Source organism: Pantoea ananatis PA13 (assembly GCF_000233595.1).
GTDB classification, from domain to species: Bacteria; Pseudomonadota; Gammaproteobacteria; order Enterobacterales; family Enterobacteriaceae; genus Pantoea; species Pantoea ananatis.
On record NC_017554.1, the window covers coordinates 1,964,956 to 1,979,224 of the forward strand.

At 54.6% G+C, this 14,269-nt stretch carries 12 protein-coding genes and 3 other RNA genes; 4 read left to right on the top strand and 11 right to left on the bottom strand.

The window, feature by feature from the left end; genetic code table 11:
• Positions 1-133: 133 nt before the first annotated feature.
• From PAGR_RS09175 to ssuD, 3 genes are all read right to left on the bottom strand, one after another.
• Positions 134-1,543 (bottom strand): LLM class flavin-dependent oxidoreductase, encoded by a 1,410-nt coding sequence (locus PAGR_RS09175; RefSeq protein WP_013026122.1) that lies wholly within the window; start codon positions 1,541-1,543, stop codon positions 134-136.
• Positions 1,544-1,611: 68 nt separating this feature from the next.
• Complete coding sequence (locus PAGR_RS09180; RefSeq protein WP_014605591.1) at positions 1,612-3,024, bottom strand: FAD/NAD(P)-binding protein; 1,413 nt, start codon at positions 3,022-3,024, stop codon at positions 1,612-1,614.
• A 15-nt stretch (positions 3,025-3,039) separates the two neighbouring features.
• Positions 3,040-4,212 carry an FMNH2-dependent alkanesulfonate monooxygenase gene (gene ssuD / locus PAGR_RS09185; protein WP_013026120.1) on the bottom strand — a complete coding sequence of 391 codons (1,173 nt, stop codon included), beginning with the start codon at positions 4,210-4,212 and terminating at the stop codon, positions 3,040-3,042.
• A gap of 278 nt (positions 4,213-4,490) precedes the next feature.
• Between ssuD and PAGR_RS09190 the strand changes: the two genes are divergently transcribed.
• The 4 genes from PAGR_RS09190 to PAGR_RS09205 all read left to right on the top strand — a co-directional run bounded on the left by PAGR_RS09190 (position 4,491) and on the right by PAGR_RS09205 (position 8,479).
• The gene (locus PAGR_RS09190) at positions 4,491-6,377 is read left to right on the top strand and encodes an aliphatic sulfonate ABC transporter substrate-binding protein (RefSeq protein ID WP_044042534.1); all 1,887 of its coding nucleotides are present in this window, start codon (positions 4,491-4,493) and stop codon (positions 6,375-6,377) included.
• A 94-nt stretch (positions 6,378-6,471) separates the two neighbouring features.
• Positions 6,472-7,419, top strand: coding sequence for a sulfonate ABC transporter substrate-binding protein (locus tag PAGR_RS09195; RefSeq protein ID WP_014605593.1), 948 nt, complete (start codon positions 6,472-6,474; stop codon positions 7,417-7,419).
• A 324-nt stretch (positions 7,420-7,743) separates the two neighbouring features.
• Positions 7,744-8,136 carry a type II toxin-antitoxin system RelE/ParE family toxin gene (locus PAGR_RS09200; RefSeq protein WP_014605594.1) on the top strand — a complete coding sequence of 131 codons (393 nt, stop codon included), beginning with the start codon at positions 7,744-7,746 and terminating at the stop codon, positions 8,134-8,136.
• Complete coding sequence (locus PAGR_RS09205; RefSeq protein WP_014605595.1) at positions 8,126-8,479, top strand: helix-turn-helix domain-containing protein; 354 nt, start codon at positions 8,126-8,128, stop codon at positions 8,477-8,479. Before PAGR_RS09200 ends, PAGR_RS09205 begins: the two co-directional genes overlap by 11 nt.
• A gap of 90 nt (positions 8,480-8,569) precedes the next feature.
• On the opposite strand, the gene PAGR_RS23080 is transcribed toward PAGR_RS09205, so the two are convergent.
• The 8 genes from PAGR_RS23080 to PAGR_RS09235 all read right to left on the bottom strand — a co-directional run bounded on the left by PAGR_RS23080 (position 8,570) and on the right by PAGR_RS09235 (position 14,235).
• A non-coding RNA gene (locus PAGR_RS23080) (RtT sRNA) lies at positions 8,570-8,694 on the bottom strand.
• Between the two features lie 41 nt (positions 8,695-8,735).
• Positions 8,736-8,860: non-coding RNA, RtT sRNA (locus PAGR_RS23085), on the bottom strand.
• Between the two features lie 42 nt (positions 8,861-8,902).
• Positions 8,903-9,027, bottom strand: a non-coding RNA gene (locus PAGR_RS23090) — RtT sRNA.
• Between the two features lie 162 nt (positions 9,028-9,189).
• The gene (locus PAGR_RS09210) at positions 9,190-10,368 is read right to left on the bottom strand and encodes an Arm DNA-binding domain-containing protein (RefSeq protein WP_014605596.1); all 1,179 of its coding nucleotides are present in this window, start codon (positions 10,366-10,368) and stop codon (positions 9,190-9,192) included.
• On the bottom strand, positions 10,326-10,532 hold the full coding sequence (locus PAGR_RS24110) for a hypothetical protein (protein ID WP_014605597.1): 207 nt from the start codon (positions 10,530-10,532) through the stop codon (positions 10,326-10,328). The genes PAGR_RS09210 and PAGR_RS24110 overlap by 43 nt, the downstream gene beginning before the upstream one ends.
• Positions 10,529-12,607 (bottom strand): DNA cytosine methyltransferase, encoded by a 2,079-nt coding sequence (locus PAGR_RS09220; protein WP_014605598.1) that lies wholly within the window; start codon positions 12,605-12,607, stop codon positions 10,529-10,531. The genes PAGR_RS24110 and PAGR_RS09220 overlap by 4 nt, the downstream gene beginning before the upstream one ends.
• Positions 12,604-13,476 carry a phage N-6-adenine-methyltransferase gene (locus PAGR_RS09225; RefSeq protein ID WP_014605599.1) on the bottom strand — a complete coding sequence of 291 codons (873 nt, stop codon included), beginning with the start codon at positions 13,474-13,476 and terminating at the stop codon, positions 12,604-12,606. The genes PAGR_RS09220 and PAGR_RS09225 overlap by 4 nt, the downstream gene beginning before the upstream one ends.
• 477 nt (positions 13,477-13,953) lie before the next feature.
• Entirely contained in the window at positions 13,954-14,235 is a 282-nt protein-coding gene (locus PAGR_RS09235) for a hypothetical protein (RefSeq protein ID WP_044042326.1), read from the bottom strand.
• Positions 14,236-14,269: the final 34 nt, after the last annotated feature.

Genomic DNA, 14,269 nt, shown 5'->3' on the forward strand with positions numbered 1-14,269 from the left:
GTTAATTTGATTTTTGTAGATAAGGGAAATACCGGGTGCGCTGTGACGCATCCGGTAAAATTAGCGGGCAAGGGGACGTGATGTCAGTCTGCTCAGCGGCAGACGGGCTATCCGAGCAGATCGTTAAATCCCCTCATGATGCCTCCGCAGGCACAACCCGGCCTGATACCGAGGTTGTGCGTCGATATCCTGCGCCGGGATGAGGATGCTCAAGGCGGGCGCCCTTAGCAAACAGCTTCTCTCTCAGCGTACCGGGTTGGTAATCCTGTTTATAAACGCCACGTTTTTGCAGTTCCGGCACCAGCAGATCGACGACATCAGCAAAGGTTTCATGCGTGAGGGCATAGGCCAGATTAAAGCCATCCACGTCCGTCTCCTCCACCCAGCTTTGCAGTTCATCGGCAACGGTTTCTGTGCTGCCCACCAGCAGGGGGCCAAAGCCGCCAATGCCCACCCAGTCGGCCATGTTTTGCACCGTCCATTCACGCTGCGGATCGGCTGTGGAGAAGCTCTCTACAACAGACTGAATGGCATCGGTATGCAGATGCTTAAAAACCTGATCGGGTTGGTACTGACTGAAATCGATGCCGGTCCAGCCGGAGATCAGCGCCAGTGCGCCTTCATGGCTGACATAGCGTTTGTAATCCTGCCACTTGGCCTGGGCCGCTTTATCGGTTTCCCCCACAATGACCGTTTGCATATTGAAAATCAGAATACTGCGCGGATCGCGACCGGCCTCCTCTGCACGACGACGTATATCAGCCACGGTTTTCTTCAACAGCACTTTAGACGGCGCGGCAACAAATACGCACTCGGCGTGTTGTGCGGCGAAGGCTTTACCGCGGCTGGATGCGCCTGCCTGATACAGCACAGGCGTGCGCTGGGGCGAAGGCTCACACAGATGAATGCCCGGTACCTGGAAAAACGTTCCCTGATGATTAATGGGATGCACCTTATTGGGATCGCTGAAAATATGACGCTGGCGATCGCGTATCACGGCATCATCCTCCCAACTGCCTTCCAGCAGCTTGTATACCACCTGCAGATATTCGTCGGCGTAGTCATAACGCGCATCGTGGCTGGTTTGGCTGACCTGTCCCAGATTGCGGGCTCCGCTTTCCAGATAGGAGGTAACGATATTCCAGCCGATCCGACCTTTGGTCAGATGATCCAGCGTCGACATGCGCCGGGCAAACGGATAGGGATGCTCAAAAGAGAGTGATGCGGTCAGGCCAAAACCGAGGTGCTTTGTCACCATCGCCATCGGCGTAATCAGAGCCAGCGGGTCATTGACCGGTACCTGGGCGGCACTGCGAAGAGCAGCATCATTATTCCCGTTGAAAACATCGTAAATCCCCAAGACGTCGGCGATAAACAGGCCGTCGAACTTACCGCGTTCCAACAGGACCGCCAAATCTGTCCAGTATTCCAGATCTTTGTATTGCCACGAGCGGTCGCGAGGGTGCGCCCACAGGCCAGGTGACTGGTGACCCACACAGTTCATATCAAACGCATTAAGGCGGATTTCACGTTGTTTAGGCATAGCAAACTCCTGAGCGGATGCGGCACTGTCGGGCCGCCCACTTCGTTGGGATGAAAAAGGGGGGTAAATTAATTAGTCAGAGAAAGGGGACATCGCTCATGACGCGTGTCATCAGTGAGGTTGAGCAACTGGCGTGCGACGGCCTCAGCATGTGTGGCAACCTGCGGCAGGCCCATTAATTCACCAAAACGTCCGCGCGCCGCAGGCCCGACCACATACAGATGAGGATTCGCCTGGCCCTTGGGGTTTAGCGTCTGTGACCGGGCATTGACATGAATTCCCAGCGCCAGCGGATCGGACTGAATAACGCCATCCTGAGCCAGCTGGTTGAGTAACGCATCGCGCTCAATCAACGCGCCATGCGCAGGACCGGTGGTGACGATGATCTTGTCCACCTCCAGCGCCTGTACGCCGCCGAAACGCGGTTGCAGGCTGAGCCTGACGGCAGAGGGCAACGCCGCCGCCGCGGTCAGTCGTGCTGCGAGCACGCGGAGTGTGCCGCTGCGTTGGTGGTGTTTTAACACCTGCCCAACCTGGGGGGCAATCCGATAACGGTGAACGTCCCACCATGGCCGCAGATGCCGCAGGAAACGCCGTTGTTCATCCAGCGACAGGCTTTGCCAAATCGCCTGACCGTTGTGACGGACTTCATCGAACACCACCTGCCACGGGATGTGCCTGGCCGCCGCCTGGCGAATTTCCTGTCTGATCCGGCGTAGCCATGCGCGAACGCCCAGAGGTTTGCTGAAATCAATACCAAGATGCCAGCTGAAATTGTCCTCAGTGAGGCTGGAACGCGGAAGCTGACCGCGTCGGGAAAAGACGGTGACTGGCCCGCGATGTCCCTGACGGTCCAGGGTCGCAACCATGTCTGACATGGTTAAGCCGGTACCCACAATGGCAACCCGGTCGTCAGGCGCAATCTGTGACAGGGCACCTTCCCGCCAGGGATCGGCAATCAGTGCAGGGTGAGGTGCCAGCGAAGCCAGGGCTGAGGGAAGTTGAGGCGCGGGATGGCTGATGGCCAGTACCACGATATCAGCATCGAGATGCGCACCGGATGCGGTGCTGACCGTACCTTGTCGCAGCGCAACGGCGCGGTCCTGCACATGCAACAGCTCAACAGGAGAATGCTGTTTTACTGCATCAAACTGTTCACTGACCCACTGGCCAAACTGCCTGCGCTGCGGAAAAACCGTGCCGTCGTGCCATTCAGCCGCCGCATCCCTGGCAAATGCGGCAGAGGCACGGAACCAGCGCTCAAAGCTGCCTTCCTCGTCGCCGGCGAGTTGCATACGCGAGGCGGGCACGTTGGTGCGATGCGCCGGGTCGGTGGTCGAGTAAGCCACACCTTGGGCCAGCTGCGCGCGGGGTTCGATGACCGTGACGCGCAGGCCCGCGCCGCCCAGACGACCAAGATGAACGGCCAGCGCCGTTCCGCTGAATCCTCCACCCACAATGACAATATGCTGCTCGGACATACACTGCCTCTCTGATTAGCTTGCACTGGCCTGTTTTTCGGGACGACGGTCGCCTCCGATGGTTTCGCCAAAAGGACCGGTATTAACCGTGCGCTGTTTATTTCCCGCAGGGGTTGAAAGCGGCAACAGCGGCATCAGCAAATCGGCAACCCGGTGTGCTTCTTCGAGATGCGGATAACCGGACAGAATAAAGTTATCAATGCCCAGCGCCTGGTATTCCCGAATCCGTTCCGCGACCTGCTGCGGATTTCCCACCAACGCGGTACCCGCGCCGCCGCGTACCAGACCGACGCCAGCCCATAAGTTGGGACCGATGCGCAGTCCATCACGCGAGCCACCGTGGAGTGCGCTCATGCGAGCCTGTCCGGTCGAATCCATTCTGGCAAAGATTTTCTGGGCGGCGGCGATGGTGTCTTCATCCAGATGTGCGATCAGCTTATCCGCCGCGGCCCAGGCTTCTTCCTCGGTTTCCCGCACGATGACGTGCAGACGAATACCGTAGGAAAGCGTCCTGCCGCGTTCCTCTGCGCGCTTCCGCACCCCTTCAAGTTTAGCGGCAACCTGCGCTAAGGGTTCGCCCCAGGTCAGATAGGTATCAACCTGACGGGCTGCAACGTCAACCGCTTCATCGGATGAGCCACCGAAATAAAGCGGTGGACCTTCGGCCTGTACCGGTGGAAAGAGAATTTCAGCCCCTTCCACGTGAATATGTTCCCCGTGATAGTCCACTTTCTCTCCTTTAAGCAGGCGGGAATAGACATCAAGAAACTCACGGGTGACCTGATAACGTTCTGCGTGGCTGAGAAAAATGCCGTCGCCCTTGTTTTCAACCGGATCGCCGCCGGTCACCACATTGATCAGCAAACGTCCTTCAGACAGACGATCCAGCGTAGCCGCCATGCGCGCCGCCAGGCTGGGTGGCTGCAATCCCGGTCGGACGGCTACCAGATAACGAAGCTGTTTGGTAATCGGCACCAGCGCAGAGGCTACCAGCCAGGCATCTTCGCAGCTTTTTCCAGTGGGAATTAAAACGCCATAGAAACCCAGATTATCGGCGGCAAGGGCTACCTGTTGCAGATAGGGCAGGTCTACCGCTCTGCCGCCTTGGGTGGTTCCCAAATAACGCCCGTCACCATGTGTCGGTAAGAACCAAAAAAGATTGATGTTTTTTTCAGCGGTATCAGGCATTAGTAGATTCCTTTATAACGATATTTGAAATTGGCAATTAGAAAATTAATTTTCAGTTATATAGCTTTAAGCAGGATACGTGCCAACAGGTTAAGTGTTTTTTATTTTTTAATATCAATAAGATAGATTTTTATTGCGGCGGCGGCGACTGCTGCAAATGCAGCAATGTGTGACGGATGCTGCTGTATTTGCAGCAATTCACGCTGGGCAGCGGCTCGTTTCTGGCCGCAACAAGGGATATCTTTAGCGCTCTCTCACTCACTCAGCAGGAACGCGCTATGCAGCACGCTGGCCCCGATTTAATTGACCCTGCTTCCCTGGCGTTCAGGCATATTCTGGATCAGCTGGCGCCCACGGACGCGACCGTATTAATCATTGGTGAAACCGGCACGGGCAAAGAGGTGATGGCGCGCTATCTGCATCATCACAGCCCGCGCCGCCATGCGCCCTTTATGGCAGTGAACTGCGGTGCGCTAACGGAGAGCCTGGCAGAATCAGAACTCTTTGGTCATGAGAAGGGGGCATTTACCGGCGCGACCGACCGTCATCGTGGCTGGTTTGAGGCCGCGCAGGGCGGGACGTTACTGCTGGATGAAATCGGCGAGCTGAGCCTGCCGCTTCAGGTCAAACTGCTTCGCGTACTGCAGGAAAGGGAAATTACCCGCGTGGGGTCTTCTCGCGCAGTAAAGGTTGACGTCCGGGTGATTGCTGCGACGAACCGCGATCTGACGACTGCGATAGCCGAGCGGCGGTTTCGCGAGGATCTCTACTACCGGTTAAACGTCGCCAGCGTTGCCTTGCCGCCGCTGCGCCAGCGGTGTGAGGATATCCCGGTTCTGGCTAACTATTTTCTGCAAAGCTATGCGCGCCGACTGGGGCGACCGCAGCTGCGCCTGAGCGACGAGGCAATGGAAACGCTCAAGGCCCATTCCTGGCCAGGGAATATACGGGAACTGGAAAATACATTACACAACGCGGTGCTGCTCTGTGAAACACCGCAGGTAGAACCACAACAGCTGCGGCTGGGCACGGTGACGGGCACGGGGCGGGTACAAAAGCAGGATGCGCTTGATGATTTTATTCGCCAGCAGATCCAGTGCAGTGACACGCCACTTTATCCCCGCGTCATTGAGGCACTGGTGAGAAATGCCTATGAACTAAGCCAGGGCAACCAGTTACAGGCCGCGGCGTTGCTGGGGATTAGCCGTAACAGCCTGCGTACGCATCTTGGCCATTACGGCATCATCAAGCCGCGTCGCAGCCTGACGTCAACCCTTCGCACCGCGTCAACAACGGGCGCGCAGGAGCGCGAGTTGCGCATTGGTTATCAAAAGTTTGGCAACCTTGGCATCCTCAAAGCGCGCCAGCAGCTTGAACAGCAGTTGGCCGGGCAAAACGTCAGCATCCTGTGGAGCGAATTTCCCGCCGGGCCTCAGCTGCTGCACGCGCTGAGCCATCGGGAAATTGATTTTGGCACCACCGGCGAAGTGCCGCCGTTATTTGCCCAGGCCAGTCACTGTTCTCTGGTGTACGTTGCCTGGGAGCCGCCCGCGCCACGGAGCGTGGCGTTGCTGGTGGCTAAGCACAGTCAGATAAACCAGATGGCAGACTTAAGAGGCAAACGTATTGCCGTAAATAAAGGTTCCAACGTGCATTTTCTGCTGCTGCAAATCCTTGATGAGGCGGGGATGACGCCAGAGGACGTGCGGATTGTGTACGCGCCGCCTAAATACCCGCTCACGCCCAGCGATCTGAATGCCGTTGATGCATGGATGATGTGGGATCCTCTGCTGAGCGAGGCAGAAAAAGGGGAACAGCTCCGGGTCATTGCCGACGGCGTAGGGCGGGTGAATAACCATCAGTTCTATCTTGCCGATCGCCACTTCGCGAACCAGTCTCCAGACCTTTTAGAAATACTGGTAACCGCGCTGGAGCAGACGGGGCGCTATATTGATGCCCATCCTAAAGAGGCCGCCGGGCTGCTGGCCGGGGAGCTGGGGATGTCTGATCGCGCGCTGCGCCTGGCGCTGGCCCGGCGGAGCCACCAGACGCAACCAATGAATCTGGCGATCATTCGTGAGCAGCAAAGAATCGCGGATCGTTTCTACGCGCTGGGCCTGTTTCCCCGCGCGATTAACGTACGTGACGCGGTGTGGTCGCAATGACGTTTTATGACTAAAGATAGAAGTTTTACGCATTAAGGCGTTGAGGCCTGATTTGCTATGTTGCGCTGACGACAACACCACTCAGGAAAGAGACATGAAAAAAATCATATTCAGCGCACTGCTTGCGGTCGCGCACATTAGCAGCATCGTGACGGCACACGCAGAAGAGAAACCCAGGGTAGTGAATATCGGTTTTCAGAAAGCCAACATTTTTGCCTTACTGAAATACCGGGGCACGCTCGACAGTGAATTCAAAAAGCAGGGGATTGCCGTGCACTGGGTGGAATTTCCGGCGGGACCGCAAATGCTGGAAGGGCTCAACATAGGCAGCATCGATCTGGCCGCAACGGGTGATGCGCCGCCAACTTTTGCGCAAGCCGCGCAGGCTGACCTGGTTTATCTGGGCCATTCACCGGCAAATCCACAAACCGAAGCCATAGTGGTGCCTGCGGATTCGACGATAAAAAGTGTCAAGGATTTAAAAGGCAAGCGCGTCGCCCTGAACAAGGGATCGGATGTGAATTATCTTCTGGTATCAGCCCTTGAGCAGGCGGGGCTAAAATACAAGGATATCACGCCGGTTTATCTTCCTCCTGCTGATGCGCGAGCGGCTTTCCAGCGAGGCGCTGTAGATGCATGGGTCATCTGGGACCCTTACCTGGCGGAAGTAGAAACCACCGCCGGCGCGCGGCTGCTTAAAAATGCCGAGGGGCTGGTACCGCACTACACCTTTTATCTGGCCAGCCGCAAATTTGCGGAAGGTCATCCAGACGAGGCCAAAGAGGTTCTTTCAGAGCTGCAAAAGCTGAGCAGCTGGGCCAATAAAAACCAGGGCGAAGCCGCGAAAATTCTGTCTGGCTCGACTGGCCTGCCCGAACTTATCTGGCAGCGCGCGCTGGCAAGAATGCCCTTAGGGGCCGAGCGCATGACGCCGGATGTTTTCAAAGAGCAGCAGGCACTGGCAGATAAATTTACACAAATCGGTTTATTGCCGGTGAAGGTCGATGTCCGCAGCGCGACATGGTCGCTGGATAAAAAGTAACGGGTGAATATGTTAAAGGGCCTGCCGGGTACACCGGCAGGCCCTTTGTATTGGTAGGGGATACATTTCGTAGCGCGTAATTTTTTGGGGAGCGGCTCGCACTTCGCGTACGCAAGGCGTGAACAGGTGAGTGGGGAATCTGAATCGCTGATAGTGTGGGCGGGTGTTATTCATGGCCAGCGGTAATGGCGATGCGCACCGATTGGATTTCTTGCTTTTTTACAAATAGCTTTAGATCCATTTGGACGTAAGACCAGGGGCCTTTGGCTTGTGAAGTGTAGTAATCATTACTATAATTCTCGCCATAACGAAAAGGGACTTTTCATGGGTTTTACGCTTTATGTTCATAAACGTTTTGACAGAGTGTTTAAAAAAACGCGTCTGACAGACAGCGTCCTGTGTTACGCAGCAGGTGACGTTTTTACTGGCGTGTTTGAGGCTGACTTAGGCGGTGGCGTTATTAAAAAGCGTCTTGCTCTTCACCAAGGCAAGCGTGGCGGCGCGCGAACGGTCATCTTCTTCAGACAAGGCACCAACCTGGTTTATTACGATGGATGGGTCAAAAACTTGTCGAGGAAATACGCCAGGGAAATCGATGAAGATCAGCTGGATACCTACAGGGATGTGGCAAGAATGTTTTTCCGTGCAAATAGTGAAGTGATGAGCCTGCTCGTCAGAAGCGGAATGGTCAGAGAGGTTAAATGTAATGAAAACTGAACCCGCCGAATTGAGTGAACTACTTGAAGATGCGAAAGCGTTTCACGCGTTAGGACTGGCAACAGATGAAGAAGTGGAGTCCATAGCAAAGCGCGCAAAAAATCGTGAACTCCGTGCCCGTATTGCATCAGTAAAGCCCATGACAGCAACTGAAATCAAAGACGTGCGCATGCGTTGGGGAATGTCGCAATCGCTTGTGGCTCTCTCATTTGGCATGACGGTCGATAGCGTATCGAAATGGGAGCGAGGTGAAATCACACCGAGCCCACCGGTGATGCGGATGCTGCAACTCCTTCGCGATAACGGCCCTGAACTCTTTACCTCTAAGCATCAAGGTATCTAGACGCCGAACCCCGGTCGGGGCTTCTCATCCCCCTCGGCGGAGAATATATAAAAAAAAGCCTGAACGTGAGTTCAGGCTCTTCTTTGAAGATGGCGGTGAGAGGGGGATTCACTCGCTGCGCTCGCCCTTCGGGTGGCCTTGCGGCCATGCAAAACGGCGGGCCGTTTTGTCGAACCCCGGTCGGGGCTTCTCATCCCCCTCGGCGGAGAATATATAAAAAAAAGCCTGAACGTGAGTTCAGGCTCTTCTTTGAATATGGCGGTGAGAGGGGGATTCACTCGCTGCGCTCGCCCTTCGGGTGGCCTGACGGCCATGCAAAACGGCGGGCCGTTTTGTCGAACCCCGGTCGGGGCTTCTCATCCCCCTCAGCGGAGAATATGTAAAAAAAAAGCCTGAACGTGAGTTCAGGCTCTTCTTTGAATGTGGCGGTGAGAGGGGGATTCACTCGCTGCGCTCGCCCTTCGGGTGGCCTGACGGCCATGCAAAACGGCGGGCCGTTTTGTCGAACCCCGGTCGGGGCTTCTCATCCCCCTCGGCGGAGAATATGTAAAAAAAAGCCTGAACGTGAGTTCAGGCTCTTCTTTGAAGATGGCGGTGAGAGGGGGATTCGAACCCGCGAACAAACCGCCGCAATACATTGTAATAAATAGCATTTTTCATATCCCATTCTCCCACGTGCATTTTACGTGCACTTTCTTTTCCATAACCGTTTATTCGCTGCCTGACTTCAGTCCGGGCCGTGAAAGATTCCCGTCATAGTCTGCCAGGTACGAGCCATAGTTTCTGAATAGCATATCCGGTCCCTTATGCCCCATCTGCTTACACAACCAGAACAGGTTTACGCCCGCGCTGATATGCATTGTCGCGAACGTGTGCCGGGTTTGGTAAGGATTGCGGTACCGGATTTTTGATTCCCTCATGATGTGGCGCCACGCTTTCTGTCGAATGTCGCCCGAACCTGACCAGGGCTGGCCGTTGCTCGGATCCTCAAAGACAAATTCACTCTTCATCAGTGTGAACTGTTTTTGTTCGTTCAGTGCCTGGATTGCCTCGTCATTGAGTTCAATTTTGCGGGTACCGGATTTGGTTTTTGTCCCTTTGAAAATGCCTTCAACAATGGCGTTCTGAACAAAAGCAGTACGTTTCTGAAAGTCGATGTCTGCCCATTTCAGCGCGCACAGTTCGGATGGCCGGACGCCGGTATTGAATGCAAACTGAAACGTGGTTTTCCACTGCAGGTATTTGCAGTTCAAATAGATGATCCTTATCTCGTCTGGCGTGAAGGGGTCTACCTCATACTCTTCAGTATTGCCAGACTCGACCGAGAAATAGCGAGATGCGCTGATATGGGCAACTGGATTGTCAGGTATCAGGCCATCTGTAACGGCTTCATCGATGGCGCTGCGCAAAAATGACAGCCGGTTACGGATGGTCTTCAGTTTGGTTTTTCTGCTGGCCACCCAGTGTTTCAGTGCTGATGGCGTCAGGTCGGTTACACAGATTTTGTGTAGCTCACTGAGCGCGCGCAGGCATTTGCGATAACCGTCCATGGTGGAGGGTGAGAGATTCCGGTTTTCGCAGATCACCAGATACTCTTCCAGATAATCCTTCACTGTTTTTTTCTTTTTTTCATGACCGAAAAGAGCCGCTTTTTTGGAGCGGGGGAAATAACTCAGGTAGTGAAATTCCCCCGTAGCGATCCGGTTTTGTATTTCCCCCAGGTACCTCTCAGCGTATTTAATATTGCGTGGGTTAACTTCCATTCCTGAAAGGGGCTCACGGCACAGAACCCCTTTATAAGTGAATGTCAACTGAAGTGTGTCTCCGGTTTTGTGTTTCCGCACGGTTATTCCGCGCGGTAAAGCGGATCCCTGCTGTTTCTTGCCCATCTGTTCACCTCATCAAGATCAATCCAGCGTTCACGGACGCCGTCCACTTTTAATACGTGTACGCCCTCCCTCCAGATCTTCCTTTGTATCCGTTTGTTAATGGCTTCGATGGATTCGCCAGTGTTCTGGCAGTACGTTGAAATAGGCACGCAGTGAAGATTCATGCGATTTTCTCCTGTGAAAGAGGCGAACACATTTCCGGCAAATTAGCCCTTACGAGAGCCTCAGCTAAGGGTGGGGGAACGGCGTTGCCACATCGGGCAACCTGTTTATCTTTGGCATATTTGGTACCGCGATAATCCCGATCAATGACATACCAGGAAGGGAAGCCCTGTGCAGCATAGAGCTCATGCGGCTGGAGCATACGCATGCCGATATCGACAATCTGATAATCGGTGCCATCGACCGTGACCAGACCAAAGCGGTCGTTTGTTGTCACCGTTCCCAGCGGTTCGTCCAAGCCTACGCCGCCTTTTTCATTCCCGTAATACTTCATCAGGAACGCCCGAACCTCGCCCAGGTGATTACCGTTTGCCGTGATGGTGTGCGCCGGGCTGTCAGTTTTCTGGCCCGTATTGGTGCCGCGAAATTTAATCAGGTTGGATGTGACGACAGCATGGTGATTTCCGGTAGTCACGGTGTGAGCGGGTTCCTCAACGGAGCCGCCCGGCTGGCCCGTGTTATTAACCATGATGTTAGCTGTAACCAGAGCATGATGATCCGTGGTGGTGACGGTATGCGCTGGCCCATCAACCGCGGCGCCGGGGCCGGTATAGTTGCCGCCAAAATGCTTAGCCAGGAAAGCAGACACAAGCGCATGCTTACAGCCACCTGCAACAACAGTTCCGACCGGTTTATCCAGCCCCGGCACCCTGGGTTTCTGTCCAGGTCGCTCACCATAGCCCGTTTGAATCATGGTTGGCATAATCAGATCGCTTTTACCTCCGCCAGAAGCTGTCACGGTGCCTGATGGTGAATCAACAGAATGTCCGGTGCTTTTACCAAATTGTCTTACAACCACTGGCGTTATCAGGCAGGAGTGATTTGTGTTGACCACAGTATTCATCGGCTGATCTGTAGGCCGTGGTTTAGCTGAGTATTTCGGGCCACCTGCACCAATGATAAATGGTGTCAGGTGAGTTATTACCATGCCCAGCGCATGACCATTGCCGCCCGGTCGCTTTGAGGTACCTGCAGTAATGGTCGGTACCGGATCAGTAATTTCCTGCCCGGTTGCGCCTGTACGGAATTTTGTCAGATGAGGTGTGACTACTGCGTAACCATGGGTTTGCGTGATTGTCTTAAGCGGGGAATGAAGCGACTGGCCCCGAAAACAGTCGTACTTCGTCTTTGTGCTTGTGTGATTGCACTTGACGATAAACGGCGTCGGGTTATCCAGCACGAATCGCTGTATGCCGCGCGCAATCCGTTTCATCGTGTTCTCTGCCAGCGGCTTACTACGCCCAAATATGCTCGGGCAGGGGATAGACCAGTCGATACACTCTGCAGCTGTCCGCCATGGCTTGAGGTGTCCGGACTGCACCGCCAGGCTTTTCGGATCACCGTGTGATGGCTCCGGCCACGTTACTGGTTCCCCGTCACAGCGCATGACCATAAAAAAGCGTTTGCGGATGGTTGGCGCGCCGAAATCGCAGGCGCGCAACTCACGGTGCTGAACTGCATAGCCCAGGCCTTTAACCAGTTTTTGCGCGTCAGAACTGTGCCGGCCAATTTGCAGGAAGTCGCATACCTCATCCAGCGCAGGGTGATCCGCATGTACGCCGTTACCCAGCATGCCGACGAAGGCGGCAAAGGTTTCACCCGCGCGGGCCGGATCCGGTCGTTCCTCCGTGGGTAACAGTGGTCCCCAGGTTTTAAACTCTTCGACGTTCTCAAGCATGATGACGCGAGGCCGCTTTGCCAGAGCCCAGCGAACAACAATCCATGCCAGACCGCGTATTTCTTTTTTAACCGGCTTACTGCCTTTGGCTTTGCTGAAATGGCGGCAGTCAGGTGAGAACCATGCCAGACCTACGGGCGCGCCTGCGGTAGCTGCCACCGGGTCAATGTCGAATACAGACTCACAGTAATGAAGCGTGTCAGGGTGGTTGGTGGTGTGCATGGCGATCGCGTTTGGATCATGGTTAATGGCGATATCGACGCTGCGGCCGGTTGCCATTTCAATGCCGGTGCTGGCTCCGCCGCCCCCGGCAAAATTATCGACAATGATTTCTCTCACAGGGTTTGTTCTCCGAAAGTGGCCGTCAGCGACTGCGCTGCAGCAATGATTTCTGTTGAGGGCTGGCGCTCCAGCAGCATACGGTTCATGTGATGCATGACCTTGCGCTGGTGCTCGGTAGCGAGTGATTTAAGGTCTGGCAGTTGATCAGCTAATAGCTGTACTTCGGCTGGCCAGACATCATTCGCTGACTCTGGGATGGGGATCGGAATGCTTCTCGGCGCCAGACGTTGCGCTGCTCGTTCAATTTGAGCCATAAACGCGGCGCCGCGGGCTTCCAGCTGATCACGACTGATGTAATCGAACTTTGGCCCTCGCCATGATTTATCAAAAACAGCAACAGCAGCACCGAACCCGGCAGATGATTCACTGGGCTGGCCTTCCTCTGGCCGGTACCATGCGGGCAGGTCAAAACTGATTCGGCCTCGAATGAATGCGATATGTTCGGCGTCTTCGGGCCACCAGACTTCGCCAGTTGCCGCTTTAATCAGAAAGACGTAGCGACCGCCAGCCTCACGCATTGCCAGCGTATGGGCCATTATCTGGCGCATGCCGGTAATGTACTGCCCGTCGTACTGCGAGGCGCGGGAATAGGGTGGGTTAGCGTATGCTGCACCGTTTAGCTCTGCCAGGCGTTCCGACCAGTTCTGCGAAAGTGCGTTATCTTCGGCGCTGTAATACGCGTCGCATTTGGCATTACTCTCATCGGCGAAGAGGTCCAGCACGAACGGACCGAACATCGAATTTATTCCCCACCAGAGACGATCGGGCGAACGCCACTGATCGCCAATCTGTTTTAGCTGATGGGTAGGCTGGGCGCGCAAAGTTTCAAGCGCCAGGCAATATGGCGATAGTTGGGTTGGTTCCATACGTGGGATACCTCAAATCAGCGTTTGAATTTTCTTGATAAATCAATCTGGTAGTAAGAGCAAAAGTCCACTACGTGCGGGCATTCGGCGGGAGTTTCGGTTTCGTTCACTACGTCGCAGCCGCCTTCATGAAGGCAAATGCAGTTCAGGCAGCTGAGACGATTTTCAAAGCAGTTTTTTGCCATCTGGTAGCCATTGCATCGGCCTCCGCTAAAGCGATGCGGGAAATCATAGGTGGAACAGCAGCAGGTGACCTGCCGGCCGTTCCAGTAGGCTTTCCCTCAGGTGACTGAGTTTGCATTAGCTCACCTCACTGGAGATAAAGCTCAAGACAAATCATTGCCATGAGCAGCAGGATCCAGACGCATCCAGAAACGGACACGTCATAAAGGGGTTTGTGCCGCGCGTAATGCGCAAGGAATTTTGTTTTCATCGGGATAGGGGGATAAAAAAATCGCGTTCGCGGTTTAGGGTTGATCAGACACTTTTCCATCCAGGGAGAAGCCGATCTGTTTTACTCTGCTCAACAGAGAAATGGTCATATGCGAAGTTAAACGCTTCATTCTCTGAAGCAAACAAGCGGTCGCTGATGGGTTGCCACAGCCTTTCATCGCTACTGAGGATTAATGCCATCCACCCAGCATCGACAGGTTTTATCATGTACCCAGGAATGTAGAGATATTCCTTGCCTAAGTTTGGCTCAGTGTCACCCTGATCCAGAAAATAGAAGGTTAAACCGCCGCTGACAAACCTGCGCATACATACCACCAAATAACTGTTTATATATACAGTA

What these genes read in the sequence shown, in the direction of transcription:
- PAGR_RS09175 (WP_013026122.1), bottom strand. Translation starts at nt 1,543, where the DNA reads ATGCCTAAACAACGTGAAATCCGCCTTAATGCGTTTGATATGAACTGT.
- PAGR_RS09180 (WP_014605591.1), bottom strand. Translation starts at nt 3,024, where the DNA reads ATGTCCGAGCAGCATATTGTCATTGTGGGTGGAGGATTCAGCGGAACG.
- ssuD (WP_013026120.1), bottom strand. Translation starts at nt 4,212, where the DNA reads ATGCCTGATACCGCTGAAAAAAACATCAATCTTTTTTGGTTCTTACCG.
- PAGR_RS09190 (WP_044042534.1), top strand. Translation starts at nt 4,491, where the DNA reads ATGCAGCACGCTGGCCCCGATTTAATTGACCCTGCTTCCCTGGCGTTC.
- PAGR_RS09195 (WP_014605593.1), top strand. Translation starts at nt 6,472, where the DNA reads ATGAAAAAAATCATATTCAGCGCACTGCTTGCGGTCGCGCACATTAGC.
- PAGR_RS09200 (WP_014605594.1), top strand. Translation starts at nt 7,744, where the DNA reads ATGGGTTTTACGCTTTATGTTCATAAACGTTTTGACAGAGTGTTTAAA.
- PAGR_RS09205 (WP_014605595.1), top strand. Translation starts at nt 8,126, where the DNA reads ATGAAAACTGAACCCGCCGAATTGAGTGAACTACTTGAAGATGCGAAA.
- PAGR_RS09210 (WP_014605596.1), bottom strand. Translation starts at nt 10,368, where the DNA reads ATGGGCAAGAAACAGCAGGGATCCGCTTTACCGCGCGGAATAACCGTG.
- PAGR_RS24110 (WP_014605597.1), bottom strand. Translation starts at nt 10,532, where the DNA reads ATGAATCTTCACTGCGTGCCTATTTCAACGTACTGCCAGAACACTGGC.
- PAGR_RS09225 (WP_014605599.1), bottom strand. Translation starts at nt 13,476, where the DNA reads ATGGAACCAACCCAACTATCGCCATATTGCCTGGCGCTTGAAACTTTG.
- PAGR_RS09235 (WP_044042326.1), bottom strand. Translation starts at nt 14,235, where the DNA reads ATGCGCAGGTTTGTCAGCGGCGGTTTAACCTTCTATTTTCTGGATCAG.